Raw genomic sequence first — 25,202 nt, 5'->3', positions numbered from 1 at the left:
TGTGTGCCTGGGCACGCTACCAACAAAACGTATCGATTGCGATATATTGTCAGCGCCCGTTCGATTAAAATGAATCCACTAGAATAAGCGTACTAACGTACTACTCGGCATATCTTTGCCCGTATCCCCATGGCTCAATATCAGTGTTTTATCGATTTAGGTAGTTCTGGCACCAAGGCCGTTCTTAATGATGGTGAACGGTTTTACTCCTATCAGTGTCCTCCCCTGGTGGCAGATATGCCTCCGTCTGAGTTGACCATTATTGAGGCCCAGGGGGAGCAGATAGGTTCAGGTCTAGAGTCGATTAGCTATCTGCAGCTTGATCCAGAAACGCCAGCCTATGCCCTTGGTATTGATGCCCAGGGGCGTCCCAATAAAGCAACAAGCAGCTTGCCTAAAAGTGCCTTAGCCCATATTCGTGCCCTCGGGATAATTGGTGAGTTTGCCCACCAGCATGAGTTAGAACGGATCACCCTGGATGTGGGAATTGCTCTTCCCTTTAACGAATATTTGACTGATTATAAGGCCCTGACCAGTGAAATTTTGGGTCATAAGATGTTCACCTATCGTGGCCAAGACATCTTTCTGGAGTTTGGCAACGTTAAGGTGTTACCTGAGGCTGCGGGATTAGTGCAGTGGCGTAAAGTGCAGCGATCGCAACAGAAAGAACGCTCTAAGAAAACCTTTGTGGTGCTAATGTTTGGCCATCGAGACCTGAGCTTTTTGTTGTTTAACGGGGGGCGTCCACCCCAGGGAGAACCTAGCAGCACCGAACGTCTTGGCTATCAACAGCTTTTGAAGGCTGTTGCCCAAGATCTACCCTGCAACTCGGACGATCCATTTCTCTATGATGCCTTGATCAACAATTCAGCCCGAGTGGTTTTTCCCAATCGCCCTAGAAAGGGATATCCCCTGGCTGAGCGTCGAGAAAAGGCAAATTCTTATTATTGGGAGCTGGTGCGATATCGTCTGAATGAGTGGTTGGCCGCTGTCAGTGTCCCCAACTATGAGGTGCTAGTCAGTGGTGGAACAGCGGCCCAGCTGCGGGATGAGTTAGAAGAGTACTTTGAAGAACGCTCCACATTCTGTACGGTGAATTGGTTGGAAGATTTGCAAGAAGAAGTTGCGGCCAATTTAGACCTGGAGACAGATATTGATCAGCTACGATTCTGTGACTGCTATGGCGGCGCGAAGTGGCTCGCGCTAAAATTCCAAAAACTCGCTGTAGGGAGGAGTCGTGGCTAAAAAGAAAAGTACACCGAAGAACGAAAACCCTCCTTCCAGAAAGCGTGTTTCTTTTAGTATTAGCTCCGACCCCGACACCGTTGAAGGTCGTATTGTTAATCATTTGCGCGACAACAAAATGGTGAATATGCGAGAGTCCGTAATTCGAGCTCTTAAGGCCTATTATTTACCCTGGGCCTATGAGGATGAGGTTTCTAAAGAAGAGGCGCAAGTGCTTGCTCGTAATGCCATTGACGAGCTGGAGTTCAGAATTTTTCAAATTCGTCGACATTTTCTGGCGGGAGAAGCCTACGGACCAAAATTGAGTGAGGCTTTGGGGGGCAGTCCTCCACCTGTGGCTAGCAATGGCAGTTCATCCAATGGCAACGGGTCCCTGGCACCCAACAGTATCATCGAAAAAATAACACCGCCCAAACCTAAGCCTGGTGATGCCAATCCGTCATCGTTGACCGACATTTTGGAGGATGAGGATATTGATCCGGATGTATTGGATGACTTTTAATTGAGTTATTAGTTATTGGTTCTTTATTCAAAACTATTTATCCATAGGTTGTCCCGGTTGACCCAAACCCACCTTCACCGCGTTGGGAGTCGTTTAACTGCGCTGTCTCTACAAACTCAGCTTGAAGCACTGGGGCAATAATGATCTGGGCAATGCGCTGACCTGGGTTAATCGCAAACGCAGACTGTCCCAGGTTGATCAGAATTACCTTGATTTCTCCACGATACCCGGCATCGACGGTACCCGGTGTGTTGAGTACCGTAATGCCGTATTTAAGGGCCAGGCTGCTTTTGGGTCTCACCTGCATTTCATATCCCTGGGGGATTTCTGCGGCTAGACCGGTGGGAATGGCTAACCGCTGGAGTGGTTGCAGTGTGTGAGCGCCGATGGCCACTAAATCTGCACCAGCATCACCGGGGTGGGCATAGCCGGGAATTACGGCTTCAGGGTTGAGTTTTTTAAACTTGATCGTGACGGGATGGGTCATGAAGGCTTGAGCGAGTGGAAAGCGGAGAGGAGCGACTAAACGGTTTCCGCCGCTGCCGGTGTCTGAGGTTTTAGATCTAGGGTGAGAGCTTCCATGGGGCGTAGGGTTTTAACCTCTGTGGAAAGATTGGCGTTAGCGAGTTGCGATCGCACCACATCTGCCCCTCCAGATGCCGTTAAAAATTTAGCCAGTAGTCCTTCATAGCCCACATCGCCACCATCGGCTGTGGGCAATAGCCACTGGGGTTTTGCCTTTTGGGCTAGTTCTAGGGCGCCCTCTCCGCCCCGAATAACAGGACCGAGTACGGGTAATGTCAAACTCACCAGGGGGGTAATAGCCACATCGACCGGAGGACGCGTAGCCAGGGCAACGTCAGGATAGCCGTGGGGCTCATAGTATAGGCGCAGCCCTGTATCTAAGACAGTGATGATATAAGCATTTTCTTGGGTGAGAGGACCAATGGGGGCTCCTGGTAAGGCCTCAATGAGTAAATCATCACCGAGACGATGGCTTTGCCCAGGGGGCAGGTTGATGACATCGGTAAACCCTTTCTCTTTGGCTACTTTGGCGGCAGCGGCTGAAGCAACTACTGGAATTGATTTATCGAGTGCTGCCAACGTTTCTGGATGGGCATGATCAGCTAGGCCCTGGGAAAGCAGTAATAGGTCTACTTGTTGGGGAATGGGGATTGGTCGGGGTCTAATGCCACGAATCAACCAGCCTGCGTTGTTAAAAACCAGGTCTCCTATTAACCATGGATCTACTAGCAGGGAACGCCCTGCCAGGTTGAACTGCCAACTGTTCACATCTAACCAGGTGATGGTGTCTGACCTTTTTGTTGACATAGCTCCTCTTAAAACTGCGCTGAAAAAAACTGCTGGCTGTTATAGTGATGCCGAACTGCGGAAAACTGTAGCTACAAACTCTACCAAGTGGTTAATCTGCCCCTGTTTGAAAAAAATGAACGTTAGTCCGGACAGATTAAGTTATGAAGGTAGAGTGAACTATTAAGTTTTACTTATGTTCTTTCCCTACTTTATACGTTTCTTCAAATTGTTTTTCGTTTTCTTGATGTGATCCCCGTATAATCAGGCTGTTTATCGTACAGATTGGTACAGCGTTCCGAAATATTGGCTAAATAGCTAATATTTTTCGGTTTAAGCGCTTAAGTTCAATGCCTATGCGTCGGCAATTGCTGAAAAGTTACACAGTTTTAGTTACTCGTACTGGGCAGACTCCCGTTACGATTACGTTTACCCCACTTGCCGGAATGATCGCTGCATTTGTCCTGCTTGGGGTGCCCTTAGGTTGGCTGGGGGCTGTTATTTTTTCTCTCTTCCAGAGTAATGTTCAGCTGGCGGATCAAAACCGGCAGCTTACGGATCAGGCTCATCAGGTTCTAACTGATCTGAATACGTTAGATTCTGAAATTGAAAATCTAAAAGAGCGAGCTGGTTTGCCTGAGTTGGGTAACCAGAATAGTGTGTCAGATGACGGTATTCCCCGAGGAGGGGAAGCTGTGACCGTTGATGGTGTTGAGCTCTATGAGAAAGCTAGCCAAAAGCTGCCTAAGCTGAGTGATCTTTTGGATGACAGCATTAAGCCTGCGTTGGAAGAAACGCTTGCTGAAGAAGAAGCGAAGATAGCCGCTTACCCAGATGGAGTTCCCATTGGCGGCCCGATTGATATTTCGTCTGAGTTTGGGTTGCGGCGTAATCCCTTTGGGGGTTCTTCCTATGAAACCCATGAGGGCACAGATTTTGTTGGCCCCTATGGCACCCCTATTGTGGCTACTGCGGAAGGTGTGGTAGGCCGGGCTGAGTACTATGGTGGCTACGGTAATACCGTCACCGTCAAGCATGGCTACGGCTACGAGACTCTGTATGCCCACATGTCAAAGGTCGCTGTGGCGTCTGGGGCTAGGGTCAAGCGCGGTGATGTGCTGGGCTATCTAGGTAATACTGGTCGTTCTTCTGGGCCTCATCTACACTACGGTGTCTATTTCAAAGGCACGGCCATCAACCCGCGTAATGTGATGAAGATGGATCATGATATGACGTTGGTTGAGTACTGGCGGTTGCGTTAGTCAATGGCAATGGACCGTCCTCAGAGGGGCGTCCTACGGTAGGATTGAAAGGCTTTCAAACACCTTTCTTGAAACCTATGGGCAATACCTTCGGTCACCTATTCCGCATTACTACGTTTGGCGAGTCCCATGGCGGTGGTGTGGGTGTTGTTATTGATGGTTGTCCACCTCAGTTAAAAATTTCTGCTGAAGAAATTCAGGTGGATCTGGATCGACGACGGCCAGGCCAGAGCAAAATCACCACACCCCGTAAGGAAACGGATACCTGCGAGATTGTTTCTGGGGTATTTCAGGGCCAGACCTTAGGCACACCCATTACAATCTTGGTGCGTAACAAAGATCAGCGTCCCCAGGACTATGGGGAAATGGCAACGAAATATCGTCCTTCCCATGCGGATGCTACCTACGATGCTAAGTACGGCATTCGTAATTATCAGGGAGGCGGTCGTTCTTCTGCGCGGGAAACCATTGGTCGGGTAGCGGCGGGTGCGATCGCAAAAAAAATTCTCCGTCAGGTGGCTGGCATCGAAATTGTTGGCTACGTCAAACGGATCCAGGACATAGAGGCCCCCATCGACCCCGATAGCGTCACCCTGGAACAGGTGGAAAGCAATATTGTCCGCTGTCCGAATCCTGACTTTGCCGATGAAATGATTGCCCGCATTGATCGGGTGCGCAAAGACGGCGATTCCATTGGTGGCGCAGTGGAGTGTGTGGCCCGCAAAGTGCCAAAAGGTCTTGGGTCCCCCGTTTTTGACAAACTTGAAGCCGACCTCGCCAAGGGTATGATGTCCTTGCCTGCCAGCAAAGGGTTTGAACTGGGCTCCGGGTTTGCCGGTACCTTTCTCACCGGCAGTCAGCACAATGACGAGTTCTACACTGACGCTGACGGCAATATTCGCACCCGCACCAATCGCTCTGGTGGTACCCAAGGGGGAATTTCCAACGGCGAAAACATCATTATTCGCGTAGCCTTTAAGCCTACAGCCACTATTCTCAAAGAGCAAAAAACCGTAGACCAGCAGGGCAATGAGACCACACTGTCCGGTCGCGGTCGCCACGACCCCTGTGTATTGCCTCGGGCGGTACCCATGGTGGAGGCCATGATGGCTCTGGTGCTGTGCGATCATCTGATGCGTCACCAGGGTCAATGCAAGCTGCTTTAGGACCCTGGCCTACGCGGGCCATAGTTGTTTTGTTTTGGATTGCCGCTGGCGGTATTGGCTGGTACTACCTCTTGTTGCCAACAGCCAATCTGACTACGGGTAGCCCTACCATTGCTGTTGCCCTCATCCTCATATGTATCGACCAAGGGCGCATGGCTTGGGTTGATCTTCACAATGTCTATCAGGTTTCCCTGGCCGAGCGTCGTGTAGTCATCTTCTATGGCGTCACCCTAATTACGGTTGCCATGGAACTCATTGGGTTTTATCTGGCCTGGCAACATCTGGTGCTGGGCATGGTAATTTTTCTCATGAGTCAGTTCTTTTTTAATACAGCTGCCAATATTCAGCTATATCCCCACAGCCTTGAACCGATTCGGCCATTTCCGATGCAGGCCCGTTGGCCCGTCTTAATAGCCAATGGTATTGCTCTCGGCCTGATTACCCTATGGCAAGCCAATTACCTGCGTCAGCTTACCTCTGCCCTTTGGCTAGGCATGGTGGTCATTTACCTGACAGTCAAGTATCTGATGGTTACCAACACAGCCGCAATGGCAGATGGGGGCAAAAGTCCATAGTTTGTCCTTGGTTTTCTACTTGCCCTGGATGGATATTGGGTGGGCCTTCTACCAAGCCAAATTCCATCAGTTTGTCGGCCTCGGGGGCTCCTATTTTGTTGGTCAAAATAAAAACGTGATCTAGCTCAAATTGCTTGCTCATGGGCGATATTCAGAGATGGGAGTCCAGGATACTTAGCCAGCTATGGTGATGCTTAAGACTTATTCAGATCCGTATCAGGAATAATTCAGATTCATAGATCATGATTTTAGTCAAGTAAATAAATCATCTGATGTCGTTGCTGATGGAGGGGATTTACCGATCTACCTACCCATCGGTAATAGGCATCTTACTTATAAGGATCTTGACTCATGAAACGCTCTTTTTTATATGTTTTGACCGTTTTGATTGCAGCGACTGCTGTGACGTCTGCTGCCCAAGCTAGAACAACTTTTGGTCCAAATCATCAGGTATCGAGCCCTTCAGAGCTCTCTGAAGATGCTACGTTCCATGACCTCATTCGCCACAATCGTGGAGTGCGCAATAAGAACTAGTACTGCTTCCAGCTAAAAATTGAGGATGGGTAGAGTCGTGACTGGCGAATGCCGAGGCACGGACTCATATCCCAAGCACTACAACAACCATCTCTGCCTAAGACAGCAGGGGTGGTTGTTTGCTATTACTAGACAAGACGCACGGCCCAACTCATGCAAAATCTAGCAGTGGAAAAAACGACCTACCACGATTCTTTTTTTGACCAGCTTTTTATTCGTCTGTTTGCTAGCAAAATGTCTAAAGCCGTTGGTGAATGTAGCAGTCGGTCTGGCTATGACGGCTTTGTAGAACTCTCGCAAAAGATTATGCAAGGTCGCAGTTCGCAACAGCAACAGCAGCTGGTTGCTGTCGTTTTGCAGTCATTGGTGCCAGCACCGGTCCTGTGGGGGATTCGTACGTTTTTCTCGCCTACCCAGTTGGTGTGTGAACTCAATGCCTGGTTTGCCACCCAGCTATTTGAATGGCTAGTGGGTCCTTGCACGGTGCAGCTGGCTGAGGTCACAACCGCCTCTGGTGAAAAACGGCAGCAAAAAAGTGCGGTTCACATCGAAAAGTGTCGTTATTTAGAACAAAGTGGCTGTGTGGGCATGTGTGTCAACATGTGCAAACTACCCACACAGCAGTTTTTTACTGAAAAGTTTGGTATTCCTCTGACCATGACACCTAATTTTGAGGATCTCAGCTGCGACATGGTATTTGGCCAAACGCCGCCGCCGCTGGAGACAGAAGACGCTTATCAGCAGCCTTGTTTGCAAGATTGTGCTGTAGCCAGTGAAAGCCCTGCCTGCCCCAAGGTAAGAACTTGAGACAGGGGGGCTCTGGCATTACCAGGGACTGCTAATCATGGTGAATCCGGCCCAGTAAAATGGATGAGATAATGAGCCTAAGCTTTCATTAGCCAGGGCTTTCTCTCCATATGATTTTTGTAGTTGGCTGAGATCAACAGCGTCAGTTTGATCCTTGAGTAGTGCCAGCTGAGCCTGGCGCAGTGCTTCAGCCTTAGTGGCTGTTTGGGGGATCTGGTGATAAAACTCACTCATCAAGGCCAATGTGCCTAAATCACTAACATCCCAAAGGCTAGCTACGGCTGACTTAACTCCGGACCTTAGGGCTAGTCCCGCAAAACCCAGCTCAGCATTGCTATCGCCTACGGCTGTTTCACAGGCACTCAACACCAAAAGCTCTAAGTTGGGCAGCTGCCAGTCTAAGTTGTTCACATCCTCCAGGGTGAGTCGCTGGTCCCATAGTTGGATGTAAGAGTTCTCTGGTTTGCCGGGCTTAAATTCGGCATGGGTGGCCAAATGAACAATGTCGTAGGATTGACGACTGAGTAAGGTATTAAAATTCTCCAGGGTAAAGCTTTGGTTGAGGAGGGAACGGTCTTGCCAGTTGCGATCGCTCCCCTCAGCTGTCCGTAGCTGCCAGGCAATATTTGACAGTTCAACCGGTACCGCAGGTAGTGGAGACAAATCCTGAAATTCAGAGGCTCCCACCGCTAACAAGTTGCCGGGTTCAATGGCGTCATAGTCGGTATCGATCAGGTTGAAGGCAGGAATACTAGCGGTATTGTATTTCTCCACCAAAAATTGTTCACCATCATAGAGTGCGGGTAAGGCCAGCCCCCTGAGCCCATCTCCAGAACACACCAACAGAGTATCGATGCCAGCCGGGGTGAGAAACTCATCCTCATAGGGGCCAATTATCCAGTCGTATAGCTTACGAGCTGCTGGCATATAAGCATTGCCGGAGGGGCGACTGATATGCCGATGAAATTGCTCCGTGGTTTTTGCCAGCAGGTCTTTAGGGACGTCATACAAATCACGCACAATGGGCTCACCATTAGGCATAATCAGCACCAGGTGCAGGTGATCTTCTCGTGGCATGGCCCATAAAACAGCGGGGGATGTTCCGGTTTCTTCTCCAACCCGAGCTAATGCGATCGCAATTTCTTCTGGTGATTGAGTCACCTCAGCTAGATCTTCACCAAAATACGTTTCATATTCTGACTCCAGCATCAGTTCCATATTCAGAACTTTCTGGCTTAGGGTTAGTTCCTGGGTGAAGGCTGGTGTAGGCGCTATTATCAGTAGGCAAATCAGGGGAGCCAAAAGCCATCGCAGCGGTTTATGGCGTCTCGATAGGGCGCGAGATAAAAATTTCATATTGCTACATCCTAAAGTGTGTAGGTGCAACTACATAGAAGTTGGTCTGACTCCGCATCAATGTTGACTAAAGTCTAGGGTCAGTAAATGTCTGTAGGGTAGAGCGATAAGGTATTAAGCTTAGGCGCGTCAGTAGTTTTGCGCGTTTTTAACAGTCACAGGTGGTAAATGGTAGTGGGGGTAATTCCAGATATTTACCGACCTTTTGGTGACAAGGTAGATGACCCATGGATGTCCCTATTTGCGCATCCATTGTCTATGCAGCCGACCCGATTTCCGTCATGCTAGATCCCGAAGATGAGCGGTTGCTGATTGAGCCATGAGTTATCCATGGTAATAGCCATCAGTCTTTTTCAGATTGATTTAGGTTAGCCTCAGCAACATCGTCTTTAAAGACAAGTAGAGGAGTTATCACACCATGGGAGATATGGACCCAGTTAAGTTAATGAAGCAAGAAGTGGGTCGCGCCGCTGCTGCCCAGGTAAAATCTGGCTCAATTGTGGGTCTGGGCACGGGTTCCACCACTGCATTTGCCATTCAGTTTATTGGCGAGCGTTTGGCGGCTGGTGAACTTACTGACGTTGTGGGTATTCCCACTTCGTTTCAGGCATCAGTACTGGCTAAAAAGCATGGTATTCCGCTAACTACGCTGGATGAAGCGCCTCGCATTGACATTGCCATTGATGGTGCAGATGAAGTTGATCCTCAGCAGAACCTGATCAAGGGTGGTGGTGCCGCCCACACTCGCGAGAAGGTTGTGGATGGCTTGGCCGAGCGCTTTGTGGTTGTGGTTGATAGCTCTAAGCTGGTTGATAAATTAGGTTCCACCTTTGCTTTGCCAGTAGAAGTTCTACCCATGGCAGTTGCGCCTGTCACTCGTGCGTTGACGGCATTGGGTGGTACGCCTGAGTTACGTATGGGTGTGAATAAGGATGGTCCTGTGATTACTGACCAGGGGAACATGGTGCTGGATGTGAAGTTTACCGGCATTGATAACCCTGCTGAGCTGGAGAAGACCGTTAACAACATTCCTGGTGTTTTGGAGAATGGTTTGTTTGTTGGCTTAGCCGATGAGGTGTTAATCGGTGAAGTGATTGATGGGAAAGCGTCGGTTCGGACAATGTAGGTTGGTTTGCATTGGTAAACCCCAACAATTTACGAATTGAATAATTGAGGTGTAGGGGCATCCCCTTGTGGGTGCCCTGTATAATCTATGCTTCACAAATTGGCTCGATGCTCATAGCACAATTGTGATGAGGCGATTGCGATGCAGGACTGGCACAAGGCCAGCCCCTACGAGGTTATCCGTTACATCAACGGCAGAATCGACTTAAATCTTGCATACTAATCAATGAACAATGTCACAGCAAACGAATGCAATATCGTCGATTTGGACGCACAGAACTGCAAATGCCGGTGTTCTCCTGCGGCGGCATGCGGTATCAGCACTCCTGGAAAGATGTCCCGCAATGGATGATTCCAGAAAAAAATCAACAAAACCTCGATGCGACAATCCACTGTGCGATTGAGCTAGGTATCAATCATATTGAAACTGCCCGTGGCTATGGCACATCAGAAATCCAGTTAGGTAAAGTATTGCCGACGTTTGATCGCGATCGCATCATTGTTCAAACCAAGGTTACACCCCGTCAGGATCCTAAAGAATTCCTCGCCACCTTTAACAAGTCCATTAAAAATCTGCAGCTAGACTATGTAGACCTGCTGGGTATCCACGGCATTAATACCCACGAACTGTTGGACTGCACACTACGTCCGGGCGGCTGCATGGAGGTTGTGCGTGAACTTCAACGCCAGGGTCGAGTGCGCTACGTCGGTTTTTCCACCCATGGCCCCACCGATGTCATTGTCGACACGGTGAATACCGGGCAGTTCGACTATATGAACCTGCACTGGTACTACATTTTTCAAAATAATTGGCCTGCCATTGAAGCGGCCCAAAAGCACGATGTGGGTGTGTTTATCATCAGTCCATCGGATAAAGGCGGCCATCTGTATGCACCACCACCCAAGCTGGTGGACCTGTGCGCACCGCTGAGCCCAATGGTGTTTAACGACCTGTTTTGTCTGAGCCATTCCCAGGTGCATACGTTAAGCCTGGGGGCTGCTAAGCCTAGCGATTTTGATGAGCACGTGAAGGTACTGCCATTGATAGATCAGGCGGATGAGGTACTACCACCGATTCTAAAAAAGCTGGAGGAAAGTGCGATCGCAACCCTGGGCGAAACCTGGTACAAAACCTGGAATGTGGGGCTACCCAAACCAGCCGACACCCCCGGCAATCTAAATATCCCCATCATTCTCTGGCTTGGTAATCTAGTGGATGCCTTCGATATGACCGAATACGCCGCTGCCCGCTATAACCTACTGGGCGGTGCCAGCCACTGGTTTCCTGGTTCCCGTGCCGATAATGTGAACTCTTTAGACCTGCGTCGCTGTCTTCAGCACAGCCCTCACCAGGAGATCATCCCTCAGCGCTTGATGGAAATCCATACACGTCTGGCTGGAGCAAAGGTCAAGCGTCTATCAGAATCCTAGAGCTTGCGTAACCATAAATGAAATTGGTGTTGGCAACCATGGTTGCACATTATCAGCTGGAGTGTGTTGATCAAACACCTGAAACACCCAAACGTCGGGGTGTCACCCTAGCTCCAGCTAATGGTGTCAAGATGAGATTTAAAGGCAAACGATTATAGTTATCTTCTGCACTACGCTGATAAACCTGCCTGAAAAGTTTTGAGTGCCTCAACATGGTTGTCGATGAGAATACAGCGACAAAATAAATCTAAATCCATCTCTGGAACAGCTTTACTAACGCTGATTTTTTCATAGTAGGCTTCATCGTTATTATCTCGTAAATGATAAAGCTTGAGAACTCCATCTTCCCAAAACCAAACCTCAGAAATTTTAAGGCGTTTGTAAGCTTCTAGTTTGTCAATGCCACCGCTAGAGAAAACTATTTCGATAGCTAAGTCTGGACGTTGGCTACTAGGCGTCAGTTTATACGACTCATCAGCTTCTCGTTTAACATTTCTGGCTTCGTTTTCTAATGTCATAGAGCCAGTTGGCTTAAAGTCAAACCCAGCCATCAGCAAGTATAGTTCCAGTAGGGCTGCGATTCGCTTTTTGATGGTTTCATGGAGTTCTCCAGGCATTTGCTGTATCTCTAAGGTGCCATCTAGAAACGAAATTCGATACCCTGGCTGCTCAAGGAGTTGCTCAACCACTTTGAATTCACGCCAAGTCAAGCCTTTGAAAAGTAGGCGATTTTCTTCAGGGATTGGGGGAGCCGTTGTTAATGTCATTGGCGTTGCCTCAATCAAAAGTGATTTGCTTCCTATCATAGGACAGCTACTAGTGGCTATGCCACTGGTGGAAAGCCAGAACCTGAAAGGTGTTGACACATATGTTGATTTGGGTATTTCTCAACCCTCAAAGAACTTGTCGATAATTCGCTCATAAACTTGGTGTAGCTCATAAATATGGGCGATGGGAATATGCTCACCAATCTGATGCATCGTATTGTCCAGAGGGCCATATTCCACCGTCACACAGTGAGGTACGAGATAACGAGCATCGGTGATCCCACCCTCTGTACTCAGTCTTGGACGACGGTTGGCAATCTCTTCAACTGCATCTTGCACCAAGGCAACAAAATCATCGTTCGGATCAGTACGAAACGCTTCACCACTCACCCGGAAGCGAATGTCGTACTCGTTTCCATGCTCGCGAGCGATGGGATCAACCGTTTCACGAATGAGCTGCTGTAGCCCGTCTCCAGTTTGTTCATCATTAAAGCGAATATTGAACCGTAGTTTCACCTCAGCCGGAATCACATTCTCTGCACATTGTGCCGTCTCAAACTGGGTCATCTCCAAGTTGGATGGCTCAAACCACTCATTGCCCTCATCCAATGTTAGCTTTTGCAAAGCTGTCACCATTGCCACCGCAGCAGGTACCGGGTTCAGCACATTGCGCTGATAGGCCACATGCCCCTGTTTACCCTTTACCGTAATAAAGGTGTTGATACTGCCCCGACGACCAATGTGAACACAGTCTCCCATCTCCAACGGGTTAGTCGGTTCCCCCACCACACAGGCATCAATTTTCTCACCCTGCGCTGCCAACCATTTCATCACTGGCTTGGTGCCATTGATCGCCTCGTGTTCTTCGTCGCCAGTAATAATAAAACTAAAAGACCCTTTAAAACTGTCTTTGTCCTTCGCTAACCAGGATGAAACAGCCGCAATAAAGCAGCCGATACCTGCCTTCATATCGACAGTGCCCCGTCCCCACAAAATACCGTCTCGAATCTCTCCTGCATAGGGATCAATATCTCCCCAGCGCTCCCGATTGCCCTCAGGTACAACATCGGTATGGCCAGCAAAAGCCAGGTTAGGACCTTCAGTGCCATAGCGGGCGTAAAGGTTATCGACTTCGTAACTGCCAGGCTCATTGTGGAATGTCATACGGTGGCAGGTGAACCCAAGCTGTTCCAGATGACGTTGGACAACATCGAGACCACCCTCGCGATCGGGCGTGACACTGGGACAGCGAATCAGTTCTTGGGTGACTTTGACGGGATCGAAAACGGGAGCCGTGACGGTAGTGCTAGCGATCATGGGAATTCGTTTGTTTTCAGCATTGTACAAAACCGACTAACTGTTTGCCGCTGTTTGCTTTGTAACAAAGTCCTGATCGACTAACTGTTTGCTGCTGTTTGCTTTGTAACAAAGTCCTGATCGACTAACTGTTTGCCGCTGTTTGCTTTGTAACAAAGTCCCGATAGGCCGCAATCAAACGCATCGTGATCGGACCAAACGCCTCAAACTGCTGCTCATCAATCTGGCTAATGGACTCAATCTCACAGGTTGTCCCGGTCAAAAAGACCTCCTGGGTCTGGGCAAGTTCTTCGGGTTTAATATGCCGTTCTATCACTTCAATGCCCAACTGCTTGGCCAGTTTGATGATGGTTTGGCGAGTAATCCCATCCAGGAAACAGTCCGGTATTGGTGTGTGTACAGCCCCATCCATAATCAGAAATACATTGGATGCGGTGGATTCAGCGATCAGCCCACGGTAGTCTAGCATCAGGGCATCATCAAACCCCTGTTGTATTGCCTCATGTTTGCTCATAAAGCAGATGGGATAGAGACAGGCCGCTTTGCTGACTGTCGGTGCAGTTGTTGGATCAGGCTTCCGCCAGGTGATACGGCTAGTCAGTTTTAAGGGTTTTTTGGTTTCGATGTTAAACAGAGTAGTGGGAAATGCCCAGGCGGCAATGCCAAGACGGGTTGATGGGGTCGGTGTATAGATCCGTAGCTGCTCACTGCCGCGCCAGGCAAAGTGACGAATGTAGCCGACATCAATCTTTTCTTTAGCCAGCAAGTCGTGGGTGGCAGTAATGATGTCATCCGTAGAATAGGGAATTTTAAAGCCTAGAATTTTGGCGGACTGATGCAGCCGTTCGATGTGTTCGCTGAGCAAAAAGGCTTTGCCATTGTAGATACGGACACCTTCGAAAACGCTACTGGCGTAGTGGAGGCCGTGGGTGAGGGGATGGATAGTGGCATCTTTCCAGACAACAGTTTTGCCGTTAAGCCACAGATATCCTTCCTTTTGGTCGAAAGGCAACAGAGACATGGGAATTCCTATGGATGATGGAGTTGGAGAAGCGAGGAGATTTGTGGAACGCTGTGGATGGAACGTGGTGACTAAAAGGACTTTGTGTCCTTGGATTTTGCCTTCACCCTAAATCCCTCTCCCTGGGGCTACTGTGTATACACATCTAGAAAATAATTTCCCAAAAGGTAGACATAGCCTTGAATTGGCCCTCATCCTAAATCCTTCTCCCTGGGGGCGAAGGACTTTGAGGCCAGGCCCCCCTTCTCCCTCAGGGAGTAAGGGGCTGGGGGATGAGGGCTCGAAATCTAGAGCCAGCTCTCCGACTTATGTATACACGGTAGCTCCCCAGGGAGAGGGACTTTGAGAACGTAGCTTTGCTATCTGCAAAAGATATATTGCTCTTACTCCCCTTCTCCCTGGGGAGAAGAGGCTGGGGGATGAGGGTTAATCCCGCAACAGGTCATTGATGGATGTCTTAGACCGGGTCTTATCATCCACAGTCTTAACAATCACATTGCAATATAGGCTAGGTCCAGGCGTACCATCTGCCAGAGGCTTGCCAGGCAATGCCCCAGGGACAACAACAGAGTAAGGAGGAATTTCACCGTAGGTCACTTCGCCTGTGGCCCGGTTAACAATTTTAGTGGACTGACTCAAGTACACACCAATGGCCAGCACCGCCCCTTCTCTAACAATAACGCCTTCGGAAACCTCGCTCTGGCCACCGACAAACACATTGTCTTCAATAATGACCGGGTTCGCTTGCAGGGGTTCTAGTACACCACCAATGACCACACCTGCTGAAATATGGCAATTTTTACCGATTTGCGCGCAGGAGCCGACGGTGACATAGCTATCGATCATGGTGCCACTGTCCACATAGGCACCGATATTAGTAAAGCTGGGCATTAGCACCACATTACTGGCCACATAGGACCCCCGTCGCACAACGCAGTTGGGTACGGCTCGAAACCCAGCTTCGGCATACTTTTCCTGGGTCCAGCCGGAAAACTTAGAAGGCACCTTATCAAACCAGGGGGCGTCTCCCATGTCAGCGTATTTTAGACCGCTGGAAATAACGGTGGAGTCATTGAGGCGGAAGGACATGAGTACAGCCTTTTTCAGCCATTGGTTGACGACCCAGTCATCGCCTGACTTTTCACAGACGCGATACTGACCGCTATCGAGGCCGTTAACTACATATTCGATGGCATCACGGGTTTCGCCTGATGTGCTGGAATTAATCGAACTACGGTTTTCCCAGGCGGTGTCGATAATTCGGATCAGGTTCTGTGTGTCCATATGTGGTATGCCCTTTGGGGTTGCTGTTTGCACTAAAGTGGGTCAATTAAAAAACGTCAATCTTTAGATGCTATCGCTAAACCTTGTCTAAGTTAAATGGGCATCAATGTAGGCGGCTAACTCTGATTTAGATCGGACGTCAGGAATCAGGCACCAATTACTAATAGCGATAGTGGATGAATGTCCGTAACTATAAAGTTGTGCCTACTAAGCAGCTCTGTGGGATTAAGCTTTGTGATTGAATTGGCGGCTTTTACTGACCAGGTTGTCAAAAAATGAAAGCGTAGATATGGAATCAGTTTTATTCGTTGATTTTTTGTATGGATGTACGGTTTCTAAGGTGTTACAGAGGGGTTCATCAGAAAAAACTCGACCTTTTGGTGAAGGTTATGGAGTTGTGATGTTCCATGGCATTAAGTAATTCATTTTTGTTTAATGTCATCTGTGTAGAATCCTTAGACAATGCACAAACCATTGATTTCAGTTGTTCAAGAATGTGACGTTTTTATAACGCCCTTACGTCCATGTCCAGCGATCTTCCTACCCCTAGCCGAGGACAGCGTGCACTAGCCGCTATTGTTGTTACTGATGCGGTTGGCTTTAGTGCCCGCATGTCAGTTGATGAGGAAAATACATTACAGCTGATTCAACGTGACTTAGCGTTGATGGCAGAGCAATGCACAGAATTTGAGGGCCAGGTTCTCAAATCTACTGGCGATGGCTTGTTGATGTATTTTGTTAGCGCAGTGCAGGCGGTGAGCTGTGCGATCGCAATCCAAAAAGCTTTTTACGCTCAAGAGAAGCAGACCGATAGTCTCTCCCATCGCATTGGTATTCACATGGGAGACGTCTTCTTTAACAATTCAGACGTGATGGGCAACAGCGTGAATATTGCTGCTCGCCTACAAACTCAGGCTAAACCCGGTGGTATCTGCTTATCTAAACTGATGTACGATCTGGTTAAAGTACGCCTGTCGCTGGATGCAGAGTTTGCTGGGCCGCTCAAACTAAAAAATATTAAAGAGCCGATTACGGTTTACCACATTAATGTGGCAGGTATCGACACGGCGGCGGTAGCCAAGTCTGCTCCCGATCCTGATCAGACAAAACATTGGACCCATCAAGAATCTAAACAGACGGCGTCTAAACAGACGGCAAAAAAAACGCCCGTCCTGACAGAAGGCACTAAAATTGGGGGGCGCTACACGATCAAGCGCATGCTGGGTCAAGGGGGTTTTGGTTTCTCTTACCTGGTGGAAGATACCCAGCGGTTTGGCGAACTGTGTGTGCTCAAAGAATTGCGCCCGGTGCAAAAACAGGGAAAATTTTTGCAAAAAGCGATTGAGTTATTTCAGCGGGAGGCCAAAACCCTCCACAGCATCGATCATCCGCAAATTCCTAAGTTTATGGCCTGTTTTACCCAGGCTAAGCGACTGTTTATTGTTCAGGAATATATTGATGGGGTTACCTATCTAAAGCTATTGCAACGGCGTAAGAAACAGTCCAAGCTGTTTACTGAAGGTGAAGTTGTCTTCTGGCTGGCCCATATGCTGCGGGTATTGGACTATCTGCACAGTCTCAATATTATGCACCGCGATATTTCACCTGAGAATGTGATGTATTCCCGCGATCGCAACCTGCCCGTATTGATTGACTTTGGCCTAGTCAACAACACCATGTCTGACTCATTGTCAGAGAGCCCTACCCAGAACGAGAATCTACAAAAAGCTGTCACCGCTGTGGGTAAATTTGGCTATTCTCCACCGGAGCAGATGTTTGGAAAATGTACTCCCTCCAGTGATTTGTATGCGTTGGGAGTGACGGCACTGGTGCTACTGACCGGGAAACATCCTCGCGATCTAATGGATGTCCATACGCTGGATATGGACTGGCGACCCCATGCAGAAATTAGCCCGCTGCTGGGGGACGTTTTAGCGACAATGACCCGACAGCAGCCCCAGGATAGATTTCAGTCGGCCCAAGCGGTATTTGAGCAGTTGGCTCCTTTATTGCCTGTCGGCTTTAGTAAAACGCTTAATCCGAAGCCAGCTTCTACTTTGCCAGCAGAGATGCCTGAGCAACCTGAGCGTATTTCGCCCGATCCATCCTTTATTGCCCAGTGTCGTGATGAACTGAGCCGCTGCATTGGTCCCATTGCCGATATGGTGATCGAAGAAACGCTGGAAGATCACCCGAACGCTACGCCCCAGGAGATTGTTGATATTCTTGTCGGGCAAATATCTGATGCTGACCAGGCTACGGTCTTTTTAAGTCACATTTGTATCCCAGACGAGGCTCTGGCATCAAGTGACACCATGCCGGAGATCAGTACGGTAATTCAACAACGTCAGCAAACCTTAGATCTTGCCTTTATCGATCGTTGCCGTCAGGTGTTGGCTCAATGTATTGGGCCGATGGCCAGCATGATTGTGGAAGATACGTTAGTGGATTATCCCAACTTGAATCCGCCTGCTTTTGTTGATCGACTCGCCAGAGAAATTCCTGATGGCGAGAAAGCTCAGGAGTTTCGATTGGAGTTACGCAGCGAGATTAGCGTGAAGTCAACGTGAGAAGATTCCCCCGTAGGGGCGCATGGCCATGCGCCCTCTGGGATGTGGACCCATCGTCAATTGGTTGACCTGCGATATCGGACGCCCTTAACCAGCCCCCTGGCTGCCTTTGCGACTACGGCGATGGCGCTCTAATCGCTGCATGGCCATTTGTAGGCTGAGGCGCATACGGTTAAAGGAGTCGGTGAGGTTGCCAACTTCATCGTCAGACCATTTGATAAATTCGGCTTTGGTATCACCGGTACTGACGGCTTCTGCAGTGGCGGCCATGCGGTTGATGGGGCGGACGACGTAGCGCTTGAGCCAAAGATTGACGAGGAGGATTGCGATCGCAAATACCCCCGTAAACACTGCCAGGGTAATCAACAATGACTTATTAGCCGTTCTAAATACAGTTTTTGCAGGTACCGAGATAATCTGAGTACCGATAATTTCGTCCAGCTGCCAGCCAAACCCATTGTCGCTGCCATATTTCTCAATCATACTCTTAGGGGCCTGATCTGGAGTGCTATGGCATGATAAGCAAGCCTCCTGCTTAATTTGAATTGGTCGAGCGATGTAGAACAGTTTGCCGCCCGGTGTCTTTCTAAAACCGTGTAATTCTTCGCGACTGTCAGGCCGATCAAATGAGCTGACCAGTGATGCTTCAAACTCATCCGCTTTGTCTTTAATATTAGTGGGATTTAAGACAGCTTCTTTATAGAAAAAATCTTTATAGTCTGGGCTTGCTTGCAGCGTTTCGAATACTCTATGGGCTGAGTAACTGGGCACAGTTTCTGGCAAAAATTGAGTTTCGCTACGTTCTGCCAGTTCCGGGCTCACCTCATCAACAGTGTACTGACGCACAGAGTTCATGGTTTCCATCAGCATCAGTGCTTTGTTGGTGAGCTCTGCTTGGGCAGTGTGGTTAAGTAAGCGTTCTAGGGCAATGCCACTCATTAGAATGCCGCCTATAAAGACGACCATTAGCATCAGCGTAAACTTTTGGCCAAGTTTCATTTTCGAAAGCGTCAACATAACTCCAAGCAGAAGAGGTTTAGTGAGGTTGCCTATATCTAACGTATCCATTTCGCCCAGATAAAGGCTGTGAGTCAAATCAATTGGCAATATTTCAATACAAACGCTTTCAGATCTTCAGTTCTAGATCCTGATTTCCAGGTTGGATGCCGTGAAATGCTGGGGTGATTTTTCTTTTTTACCCAGCACAGGACTATACGAGGCTCTTGTGGGGAGAACTGGGTTGGGTTTATGGGTTGGCATTATAATTGGGGAGAGTACGGCTATGGCGCAACCTGTTTGACTTGTGGGAATGATGGATAGGCAACCAACGTACAACAACACTATGGGTAAAGTCGTCGTTACTTTAAATCTGATCAATTGGGTTGATCAGGTTTTAGCAGAACGAGGCTTTATTCCAGTTGCTCAGGTTCGTTCGATAACGGTGGATAATGCTCTTGTGGATACTGGTGCTACTCGCCTTTGTTTACCTACTGAGGTTATTCAAAAATTGGGGCTTAAGTTAACAGGCACTATTGACGCTCAAACTGCGACGGGACCACAGACGGTTAATGTTTATGAAGGTCTCAAGCTGACTGTTGAAGGACGGGAAGGTCGTTATGACTGTGTAGAGCTACCTGCTGGGCAAACGCCTTTATTGGGATTGATACCGCTAGAAGATTTAGGCTTAGAGCCAGATTTACAAAATCAGCGATTACGACATTTACCAGTCACAGGCAAAGAGACTTACATGACAGTGCTTTAAGGCAGCTTACCTGGTGGCCAAGCCTCTGACTGGGCACTCTATCAAGTTGTCTCATAAGACGGGGCAGCGTTATCAAATGTGGCAGGAGGGGTTTCATCCAAAGATGATTTGTTCGGATGAAATGTTGCGACAGAAGCTGGATTATATTCATAACAATCCGGTGAAACGTGGATATGTGGATAATCCGGCCCACTGGCGTTATTCGAGCTATCGGAATTATTTGGGAGAACCTGGATTGTTATCAATCACTCCCGTCTAGCTCCCACCACCTCGCTCCCAGGCTCTGCCTGGACCAGCGAGCGTGGAGGCTCTGCCTCATGATGGTGGCGGAGCCACGGGGCTGCTGGAGGACTTCGGTGCATCGAATACGCTCAGCGCTGAACAGGTGCAGTTGATCACCATTGGCGGCAAGGGTTGGACTGATAAACTCTGGGTATCTGTGACGTTTGCCGATGAGCTGCAAGTCGGCGTCACGGTAGAGCCGCATCGTCCAGATGGTGGGAAGCTCTACATTCGCTTCCCTAAGCGTCCTGTCCTTCGTGTAGCTGCATAGGGAGGGCCTACTAACGATGATCACCTTCACCTAAAACGCCACCTTTGGCCAGCTGTACGCGGAGTGTTCTGAGGCTGGAGTAGAACTTTATCTATCGGGTATTGCCAAGGTGGCCTGTGCATTGGGTGTGGATGGGTTGGGGGCGATCGCAGACGTTCCCCTATCGAACTCACCCGCATGGGTAGCAAAGCATTAGCGACAGCCTTAGAAGCCGAGTACAGACAACGACAGGCATACTGGGCAGCCAAGAAAGCCAAGAAGGGCCAGGCGAAGAAATCAGTTTTTGATCCACACGACGCAGCATCCTCTGACAGTTTCCCAGGGGCAAAGGGCATGGCAGTGGTAAACGATGGATTTCAGATTCCAGGTGCTTCAGTCGCAGGTATTGCTAAAACCGTTGGGCGATCGCAATCTACCATTAAACGACGACTTAATAACCGATGGCGGATAGACCGAAACATTGAAGCTATCCAGAAGAAGAGAGTGGCCACTGAACTCAATGATCCTGAGTTGTTATTCAGACTCAAAGAATCGGGGATTGGCTTTGTGGTGCAAGAGAATGCATTGGGTTGTACCCGTGTGCTCAAGGTGTTGAACGACGGACTCTCTAAGGTTGTAGTGCTGGTTGTAATATCTATTCCCAGGATTACGAGCTTTTGAATTGCCGGGGCACCAGAGCTAGGGTTCGGAGAAAGTTGAGAGATGTGGGAAATTAATAGGTGTCAAGTATGGGAATTAGGACAGAACGTTAGTTTCAGTATGCGCTAGATCACAGAACGTTGAGTAGTGGATCACTCAGTCCTATCAGACCTGAATAAATCTGAACATTTACCTGAATAAACCTGAACATTTCGGTCTTTTCCCTGCCGTGCATTTTTGCGATGGTAATACCAGAGGCGAGAAAAACTCTCCTTTAACACAATGCACAAGACTAGGAGAGGCAAGAACAATGGCTGAATTCAATAACTCAGATAGCTATTACAACAACCAAAATAAGACTTTCGATCTTAACGATAGAACTCTCAGAAATAATAACGGAACCTTTGACAATAGAGGCGGAACCTTTCTTGGTTGGGGTGACATATACAGCATAGACGGAACCTTTAACAATGAAGGCGGAGACTTTGACGCTAGAGAAACGACAATTGGGATGCTGGGTGGTACTTTTTCCAACGCGAATGGAGGCTTTTTTTACAACTTTGGTTCTTCTTCGGTAAATTATGCTTTACCACTCTTTTTCACAAACTGGGGAGGCACGTTTGATAATTCTGGTGGAACTACATATCTATCGGATTATTCACTTTTTAAGAATAGTTTTGGTGCTACGTTCATTAACAGCAGTATCGGCCACGATGGCTCATCATCAGCCAGTAGTGGATTCTTCGACACGCCGGGACTGTATCTGTCCTACTCCAGGTTTATTAATGAGTCTGATAGCGAGTTTAATAACTCCAATGGTTTGCTGTCACTGTATATAAGTACCTTCGAAAACTCTGGAACCTTTATAAACTCAGGAGGAGAACTGCTACAAGGTGGTCTGAGCCACACGGGAGGATGGACCGTAATGGATGGCAGAACAGGTCGCCCCGTGCCAGTTAAACCAACAGGATTTTATAATTCTGGCATATTCGACAATTCTAATGGCTTTGTTGAGGCTTATGGCATATTCGACAATCAAGGCGGCACGTTTAATAATACTAACGGCACTTTCAATGGTAATTTTTCCAATGGGAGTGGTACTTTTGATAACGCCAATGGTAGGTTCGATGGCTCCTTTTCAAATGGCGACGGAACGTTAAAAGGGGCGGGTAAATTTGTCGTTAACAATTTATCGATTCAATCCGGTCTCTTTCAACCAGAAGAAATGATGATTGAGGGTAAATTTACCCTTAACAATACTGGAGAACTTGAGTTTTTAGATCCTGGTAATACACCTCTGCTCTCAGTGACTAAAGATGTCGCGCTTAAGGGCGGCACAATCAGTTTTGGAGATCTATCGACATTGACAGAGGGTGAATTTACCCTGATTGATGTGACCACGAACAGTAGTCTTACCATCGATACCGCCTTGATGAATGAGGCAGCTGCCGTGGTAGATAGCTTTGATACAACGAGTCAAAACTTTGAGCTAGTGCAGCAGAATAATGATTTAATCTTGACTGTTGATCACCTAGACTCCGTTACCCTAACGGGCACTTCAGGTAACGATATCCTAACCGGAACTTCAAGTGACGAGATATTGAATGCCTTAGACGGTGATGACATATTACGCGGCAGGGGTGGTAACGATGTGCTTAAGGGTGGTCTAGGCCGAGATACCTATTATGGCGGCAATGGCGCTGATACGTTTGTCTTTACCGAAGCAGACATTGTGGAAGGCTTAGGTCAGACGACAGGAAACGTCATTAAGGACTTTAATGCCAATGCAGGTGATGTGATTCAGTTTGACCTTGGCAGTTCTTCGGGTGATCGTCCTCATCTGTATTTTGATAGTGCAAATAGCAATCTTTTGCTTGTTGTTTCGTGGGGCTCTGGTGCCGCAGGCTTTCATGTGGCAACTTTAGAAGGTGTCTCGAACTTTGATGTCAACACAGTAGAGATTGTCTGATTTTTGCAGAGAGCAGGGGAGCTATGAACATTGAAAACCTTGCAGTAACACCTCGGCAACGCATTACTGGCATCAGTAACGCACCCAACCCCGCAGAGTAGCAGGGGACTAGAAGCAGGTTCTGAATAATAAAACCCCTCTGGCCGATTGGTCACCAGAGGGGGCAGGTCAACTATACGTTTTACTCTTAACTACCATGACGTACTAACGTACATTGTAGTTCCCACCCATCAACATCAGCCTTAGTACAGATGAGGTGAGAGCAGGACAGTTGCCCCTGCCCTACTCTCTAGGCAAATCCTTCACGTACAAAAGATGCCTAGAGCAAACTACAGTCAATAAGTCCATAACAGTTAGGGAATCGAACCCCTGGTGCATAGCCCTGGCAACGAATCAGTGATGTTACGGTTGCGTGTGACATTAGTGTAATATCTGCATTGTTCAGCGCCCTATCTCGCCTCGCCCTCAACTTCGCTAAGCAAAGTCCCAGGGGGCAAAGCAAACTGAATTTCCACCCTACGTTGGTCTCGGGTGCGGGTAGCCCGACCAACGTAGAGCCAGGCTCCATCCATGAAGACAACATAGGCCCAAACAGTGGTCCCTTCTGGCGTAGACCGGCTGAAACTTACCCGTCCTGTCGCTGAACCATCGGTATTGATCTGAAGCACTTGGAAGGTTGCTAACTCATCTCTGGCAGGGGTCTTGGGCTCATCATCATCAGTCGGTGCAGATCCATCCACACATATATGGCTGAGATCGATCCGCTCGCCTCCCATATCCATGTAGCAGGCACGAACGGAGGTGTGGGGTGCAACAGTGAGCACTGACAACAAAGCGATAACTGCCAGGGTTCTTATCGTAATGCCTTGTGAAACTGTATCCAAGGGTACCGGAGTGTGTTCAACGAGCAGGCCAGTCTTGAGTATTCGATACTTTCAGCTAACCCCCTCAATACTATCTATTGAGCATTCCTTTGCAACTTTTAAAAGCATTCGGTAGTCAATGTTACATATTAGGGTGTTCACCGGACTCTATCTAAATGCACTTATTCATGTCCTTTGTGTCCCTCGGCTGGTAATGACCGAGGGATTTTTCTATGAAAAAATAACGCCCTAACGGATAAGAGCGTTGTGTGCTAATACATACTTTATGGAGCAAACGCCAACCTGTATTAAACCCCACATTAAGTCCCTTAGGAAAGAGTCTGAATGATACTTGACCATATAGTCGTTCATGTCGAAAGCCTTGAGGAAATTAATACCTTGAAAGCTGAGTTAGATAGGCTGGATATACCGTTTGAACCTACTTGGGGCAAGGCGGCAAAAGGCTTTCAAGTCTCGAACATTTGGGTGGGGCAACAATACTTCGAAATTGTCAATATTCTTAGCTCCAATAATCTCTGGCAACCTCAGTGGGCTGCACGTCATGCCCAAGGTGAACGAGGTGTCTACTGCGTCTTCTTTAAAGTCAATGAAGACATCCATCAGCTGTACAAAAACTTGAAAGGTGCAAATATCCTTGTCAACGAGCCTGAAAGAACATGTTTTAAGTGGATGTTTGGTTTACTTGAGAAAAAGCTCCCCTGGCGATTCATGCTTTTACCCAAAATTCCTGGAACGCGGATCGAGCTTGGTATCATCCAATATGACAAAGGAGCAGAAAAGAAGTACGCACCTTTTATGGTGCCAAACACAAAAGACAAGGGGATCGTCGGTTTAAGGAGTGCCTGTATTTATACCGACCAAGTTGACGAAGCGGATGCTTATCTTGAAGAAGTGGGTCGACTAGTTAATCAGACAGTTCCAATCCAGCTAAATAAACAGGTTGGTTCAGCACCAGGCCTAGTTCTAGAACTTCAAGCAGAGCTGGACGCGGACGTAAAATTTTCGGGTTTCAATGTTTCAAATGTTGCCGTTGTGTCGTGAGTCAACTGGCTGATCTAGTTGACTGACCCACGCACAGAAAAAACACCCAGCACAGGACCGGGCGTTAGATCTAGCTAAGTG

General features: G+C 48.3%; 25 protein-coding genes and 1 pseudogene. 16 read left to right on the top strand and 10 right to left on the bottom strand.

Going from position 1 to position 25,202, the window contains the following annotated elements:
* The first annotated feature begins 129 nt into the window (after positions 1 to 129).
* The gene (locus tag SPB21_RS14470) at positions 130 to 1,245 is read left to right on the top strand and encodes a ParM/StbA family protein (RefSeq protein ID WP_163660870.1); all 1,116 of its coding nucleotides are present in this window, start codon (positions 130 to 132) and stop codon (positions 1,243 to 1,245) included.
* Complete coding sequence (locus SPB21_RS14465; protein ID WP_163660872.1) at positions 1,238 to 1,747, top strand: hypothetical protein; 510 nt, start codon at positions 1,238 to 1,240, stop codon at positions 1,745 to 1,747. The genes SPB21_RS14470 and SPB21_RS14465 overlap by 8 nt, the downstream gene beginning before the upstream one ends.
* Before the next feature lie 37 nt (positions 1,748 to 1,784).
* Here the strand turns inward: SPB21_RS14465 and dut are convergent, their stop codons facing one another.
* Both dut and SPB21_RS14455 read right to left on the bottom strand, forming a co-directional pair.
* Entirely contained in the window at positions 1,785 to 2,234 is a 450-nt protein-coding gene (gene dut, locus SPB21_RS14460) for a dUTP diphosphatase (protein ID WP_163660874.1), read from the bottom strand.
* A 35-nt stretch (positions 2,235 to 2,269) separates the two neighbouring features.
* Positions 2,270 to 3,079, bottom strand: a complete 810-nt coding sequence (locus SPB21_RS14455) for an MBL fold metallo-hydrolase (protein ID WP_163660876.1) — start codon at positions 3,077 to 3,079, stop codon at positions 2,270 to 2,272.
* A gap of 329 nt (positions 3,080 to 3,408) precedes the next feature.
* Between SPB21_RS14455 and SPB21_RS14450 the strand changes: the two genes are divergently transcribed.
* From SPB21_RS14450 to SPB21_RS14440, 3 genes are all read left to right on the top strand, one after another.
* A complete protein-coding gene (locus SPB21_RS14450) occupies positions 3,409 to 4,320 on the top strand; it encodes a peptidoglycan DD-metalloendopeptidase family protein (protein WP_499866990.1) in 912 nt (303 codons plus the stop codon).
* Between the two features lie 77 nt (positions 4,321 to 4,397).
* On the top strand, positions 4,398 to 5,486 hold the full coding sequence (gene aroC, locus SPB21_RS14445) for a chorismate synthase (protein ID WP_163660878.1): 1,089 nt from the start codon (positions 4,398 to 4,400) through the stop codon (positions 5,484 to 5,486).
* A complete protein-coding gene (locus SPB21_RS14440; RefSeq protein ID WP_499866989.1) occupies positions 5,471 to 6,061 on the top strand; it encodes a hypothetical protein in 591 nt (196 codons plus the stop codon). Before aroC ends, SPB21_RS14440 begins: the two co-directional genes overlap by 16 nt.
* Here the strand turns inward: SPB21_RS14440 and SPB21_RS14435 are convergent.
* The gene (locus SPB21_RS14435; protein WP_499866988.1) at positions 6,018 to 6,203 is read right to left on the bottom strand and encodes a hypothetical protein; all 186 of its coding nucleotides are present in this window, start codon (positions 6,201 to 6,203) and stop codon (positions 6,018 to 6,020) included. The genes SPB21_RS14440 and SPB21_RS14435 overlap by 44 nt on opposite strands.
* A 209-nt stretch (positions 6,204 to 6,412) precedes the next feature.
* Between SPB21_RS14435 and SPB21_RS14430 the strand changes: the two genes are divergently transcribed.
* Together SPB21_RS14430 and SPB21_RS14425 are read left to right on the top strand one after the other, a co-directional pair.
* Entirely contained in the window at positions 6,413 to 6,595 is a 183-nt protein-coding gene (locus tag SPB21_RS14430; RefSeq protein ID WP_163660882.1) for a hypothetical protein, read from the top strand.
* A gap of 153 nt (positions 6,596 to 6,748) precedes the next feature.
* Positions 6,749 to 7,402, top strand: a complete 654-nt coding sequence (locus tag SPB21_RS14425) for a DUF4033 domain-containing protein (RefSeq protein ID WP_499062229.1) — start codon at positions 6,749 to 6,751, stop codon at positions 7,400 to 7,402.
* Between the two features lie 18 nt (positions 7,403 to 7,420).
* On the opposite strand, the gene SPB21_RS14420 is transcribed toward SPB21_RS14425, so the two are convergent.
* Positions 7,421 to 8,758 (bottom strand): CHAT domain-containing protein, encoded by a 1,338-nt coding sequence (locus SPB21_RS14420; RefSeq protein WP_163660885.1) that lies wholly within the window; start codon positions 8,756 to 8,758, stop codon positions 7,421 to 7,423.
* Between the two features lie 418 nt (positions 8,759 to 9,176).
* Between SPB21_RS14420 and rpiA the strand changes: the two genes are divergently transcribed.
* Together rpiA and SPB21_RS14410 are read left to right on the top strand one after the other, a co-directional pair.
* Positions 9,177 to 9,884 carry a ribose-5-phosphate isomerase RpiA gene (rpiA, locus tag SPB21_RS14415; protein WP_006515046.1) on the top strand — a complete coding sequence of 236 codons (708 nt, stop codon included), beginning with the start codon at positions 9,177 to 9,179 and terminating at the stop codon, positions 9,882 to 9,884.
* Between the two features lie 248 nt (positions 9,885 to 10,132).
* Positions 10,133 to 11,314 carry an aldo/keto reductase gene (locus tag SPB21_RS14410; RefSeq protein ID WP_499866986.1) on the top strand — a complete coding sequence of 394 codons (1,182 nt, stop codon included), beginning with the start codon at positions 10,133 to 10,135 and terminating at the stop codon, positions 11,312 to 11,314.
* Positions 11,315 to 11,484: 170 nt separating this feature from the next.
* Here SPB21_RS14410 and SPB21_RS14405 read toward each other — a convergent pair whose 3' ends face one another.
* From SPB21_RS14405 to dapD, 4 genes are all read right to left on the bottom strand, one after another.
* Positions 11,485 to 12,081: a Uma2 family endonuclease gene (locus SPB21_RS14405; protein WP_163702939.1), complete on the bottom strand. Its 597-nt coding sequence runs from the start codon at positions 12,079 to 12,081 to the stop codon at positions 11,485 to 11,487.
* Positions 12,082 to 12,201: 120 nt separating this feature from the next.
* Complete coding sequence (gene dapE, locus SPB21_RS14400) at positions 12,202 to 13,398, bottom strand: succinyl-diaminopimelate desuccinylase (RefSeq protein WP_499866984.1); 1,197 nt, start codon at positions 13,396 to 13,398, stop codon at positions 12,202 to 12,204.
* A 124-nt stretch (positions 13,399 to 13,522) separates the two neighbouring features.
* Positions 13,523 to 14,419 carry a branched-chain-amino-acid transaminase gene (ilvE, locus tag SPB21_RS14395; RefSeq protein WP_499866983.1) on the bottom strand — a complete coding sequence of 299 codons (897 nt, stop codon included), beginning with the start codon at positions 14,417 to 14,419 and terminating at the stop codon, positions 13,523 to 13,525.
* 426 nt (positions 14,420 to 14,845) lie between these two features.
* Positions 14,846 to 15,703: a 2,3,4,5-tetrahydropyridine-2,6-dicarboxylate N-succinyltransferase gene (dapD, locus tag SPB21_RS14390; RefSeq protein WP_499062235.1), complete on the bottom strand. Its 858-nt coding sequence runs from the start codon at positions 15,701 to 15,703 to the stop codon at positions 14,846 to 14,848.
* 524 nt (positions 15,704 to 16,227) lie between these two features.
* Between dapD and SPB21_RS14385 the strand changes: the two genes are divergently transcribed.
* Entirely contained in the window at positions 16,228 to 18,273 is a 2,046-nt protein-coding gene (locus SPB21_RS14385) for a DUF8082 domain-containing protein (protein ID WP_163702386.1), read from the top strand.
* A gap of 87 nt (positions 18,274 to 18,360) precedes the next feature.
* On the opposite strand, the gene SPB21_RS14380 is transcribed toward SPB21_RS14385, so the two are convergent.
* Positions 18,361 to 19,272 (bottom strand): c-type heme family protein, encoded by a 912-nt coding sequence (locus SPB21_RS14380; RefSeq protein WP_163660899.1) that lies wholly within the window; start codon positions 19,270 to 19,272, stop codon positions 18,361 to 18,363.
* Between the two features lie 343 nt (positions 19,273 to 19,615).
* Here SPB21_RS14380 and SPB21_RS14375 point away from each other — a divergent pair, with 343 nt between their 5' ends.
* The 5 genes and pseudogenes from SPB21_RS14375 (at position 19,616) to SPB21_RS14355 (ending at position 23,196) form a co-directional block, all read left to right on the top strand.
* Positions 19,616 to 20,035: an aspartyl protease family protein gene (locus SPB21_RS14375; protein ID WP_163660901.1), complete on the top strand. Its 420-nt coding sequence runs from the start codon at positions 19,616 to 19,618 to the stop codon at positions 20,033 to 20,035.
* 43 nt (positions 20,036 to 20,078) lie between these two features.
* Positions 20,079 to 20,294 (top strand): annotated as a pseudogene (locus SPB21_RS14370) (transposase); the annotation flags it as partial.
* A 42-nt stretch (positions 20,295 to 20,336) separates the two neighbouring features.
* Positions 20,337 to 20,588: a hypothetical protein gene (locus SPB21_RS14365; RefSeq protein WP_163660905.1), complete on the top strand. Its 252-nt coding sequence runs from the start codon at positions 20,337 to 20,339 to the stop codon at positions 20,586 to 20,588.
* 177 nt (positions 20,589 to 20,765) lie between these two features.
* Positions 20,766 to 21,248 carry a hypothetical protein gene (locus tag SPB21_RS14360; RefSeq protein ID WP_499866982.1) on the top strand — a complete coding sequence of 161 codons (483 nt, stop codon included), beginning with the start codon at positions 20,766 to 20,768 and terminating at the stop codon, positions 21,246 to 21,248.
* A 289-nt stretch (positions 21,249 to 21,537) separates the two neighbouring features.
* Entirely contained in the window at positions 21,538 to 23,196 is a 1,659-nt protein-coding gene (locus SPB21_RS14355; RefSeq protein ID WP_163660909.1) for a calcium-binding protein, read from the top strand.
* A 449-nt stretch (positions 23,197 to 23,645) separates the two neighbouring features.
* Here the strand turns inward: SPB21_RS14355 and SPB21_RS14350 are convergent, their stop codons facing one another.
* Positions 23,646 to 24,080 (bottom strand): hypothetical protein, encoded by a 435-nt coding sequence (locus SPB21_RS14350; RefSeq protein ID WP_499866981.1) that lies wholly within the window; start codon positions 24,078 to 24,080, stop codon positions 23,646 to 23,648.
* A 324-nt stretch (positions 24,081 to 24,404) separates the two neighbouring features.
* On the opposite strand from SPB21_RS14350, the gene SPB21_RS14345 reads away from it, so the two are divergent.
* Entirely contained in the window at positions 24,405 to 25,121 is a 717-nt protein-coding gene (locus SPB21_RS14345) for a hypothetical protein (RefSeq protein ID WP_499866980.1), read from the top strand.
* Positions 25,122 to 25,202: the final 81 nt, after the last annotated feature.

The organism is Leptothoe sp. ISB3NOV94-8A (assembly GCF_043421595.1).
Classification (GTDB): Bacteria; Cyanobacteriota; Cyanobacteriia; order Phormidesmidales; family Phormidesmidaceae; genus Leptothoe; species Leptothoe turfae.
This window is presented reverse-complemented; position numbering and strand designations above follow the sequence as displayed.

Bases quoted from the DNA above. Each gene is read 5' to 3' on its own strand.
- SPB21_RS14470 (WP_163660870.1), top strand. From the start codon at position 130: ATGGCTCAATATCAGTGTTTTATCGATTTAGGTAGTTCTGGCACCAAG.
- dut (WP_163660874.1), bottom strand. From the start codon at position 2,234: ATGACCCATCCCGTCACGATCAAGTTTAAAAAACTCAACCCTGAAGCC.
- SPB21_RS14455 (WP_163660876.1), bottom strand. From the start codon at position 3,079: ATGTCAACAAAAAGGTCAGACACCATCACCTGGTTAGATGTGAACAGT.
- SPB21_RS14450 (WP_499866990.1), top strand. From the start codon at position 3,409: ATGCCTATGCGTCGGCAATTGCTGAAAAGTTACACAGTTTTAGTTACT.
- aroC (WP_163660878.1), top strand. From the start codon at position 4,398: ATGGGCAATACCTTCGGTCACCTATTCCGCATTACTACGTTTGGCGAG.
- SPB21_RS14440 (WP_499866989.1), top strand. From the start codon at position 5,471: ATGCAAGCTGCTTTAGGACCCTGGCCTACGCGGGCCATAGTTGTTTTG.
- SPB21_RS14435 (WP_499866988.1), bottom strand. From the start codon at position 6,203: ATGAGCAAGCAATTTGAGCTAGATCACGTTTTTATTTTGACCAACAAA.
- SPB21_RS14430 (WP_163660882.1), top strand. From the start codon at position 6,413: ATGAAACGCTCTTTTTTATATGTTTTGACCGTTTTGATTGCAGCGACT.
- SPB21_RS14425 (WP_499062229.1), top strand. From the start codon at position 6,749: ATGCAAAATCTAGCAGTGGAAAAAACGACCTACCACGATTCTTTTTTT.
- SPB21_RS14420 (WP_163660885.1), bottom strand. From the start codon at position 8,758: ATGAAATTTTTATCTCGCGCCCTATCGAGACGCCATAAACCGCTGCGA.
- rpiA (WP_006515046.1), top strand. From the start codon at position 9,177: ATGGGAGATATGGACCCAGTTAAGTTAATGAAGCAAGAAGTGGGTCGC.
- SPB21_RS14410 (WP_499866986.1), top strand. From the start codon at position 10,133: ATGCAATATCGTCGATTTGGACGCACAGAACTGCAAATGCCGGTGTTC.
- SPB21_RS14405 (WP_163702939.1), bottom strand. From the start codon at position 12,081: ATGACATTAACAACGGCTCCCCCAATCCCTGAAGAAAATCGCCTACTT.
- dapE (WP_499866984.1), bottom strand. From the start codon at position 13,398: ATGATCGCTAGCACTACCGTCACGGCTCCCGTTTTCGATCCCGTCAAA.
- ilvE (WP_499866983.1), bottom strand. From the start codon at position 14,419: ATGTCTCTGTTGCCTTTCGACCAAAAGGAAGGATATCTGTGGCTTAAC.
- dapD (WP_499062235.1), bottom strand. From the start codon at position 15,703: ATGGACACACAGAACCTGATCCGAATTATCGACACCGCCTGGGAAAAC.
- SPB21_RS14385 (WP_163702386.1), top strand. From the start codon at position 16,228: ATGTCCAGCGATCTTCCTACCCCTAGCCGAGGACAGCGTGCACTAGCC.
- SPB21_RS14380 (WP_163660899.1), bottom strand. From the start codon at position 19,272: ATGAAACTTGGCCAAAAGTTTACGCTGATGCTAATGGTCGTCTTTATA.
- SPB21_RS14375 (WP_163660901.1), top strand. From the start codon at position 19,616: ATGGGTAAAGTCGTCGTTACTTTAAATCTGATCAATTGGGTTGATCAG.
- SPB21_RS14360 (WP_499866982.1), top strand. From the start codon at position 20,766: ATGGGTAGCAAAGCATTAGCGACAGCCTTAGAAGCCGAGTACAGACAA.
- SPB21_RS14355 (WP_163660909.1), top strand. From the start codon at position 21,538: ATGGCTGAATTCAATAACTCAGATAGCTATTACAACAACCAAAATAAG.
- SPB21_RS14345 (WP_499866980.1), top strand. From the start codon at position 24,405: ATGATACTTGACCATATAGTCGTTCATGTCGAAAGCCTTGAGGAAATT.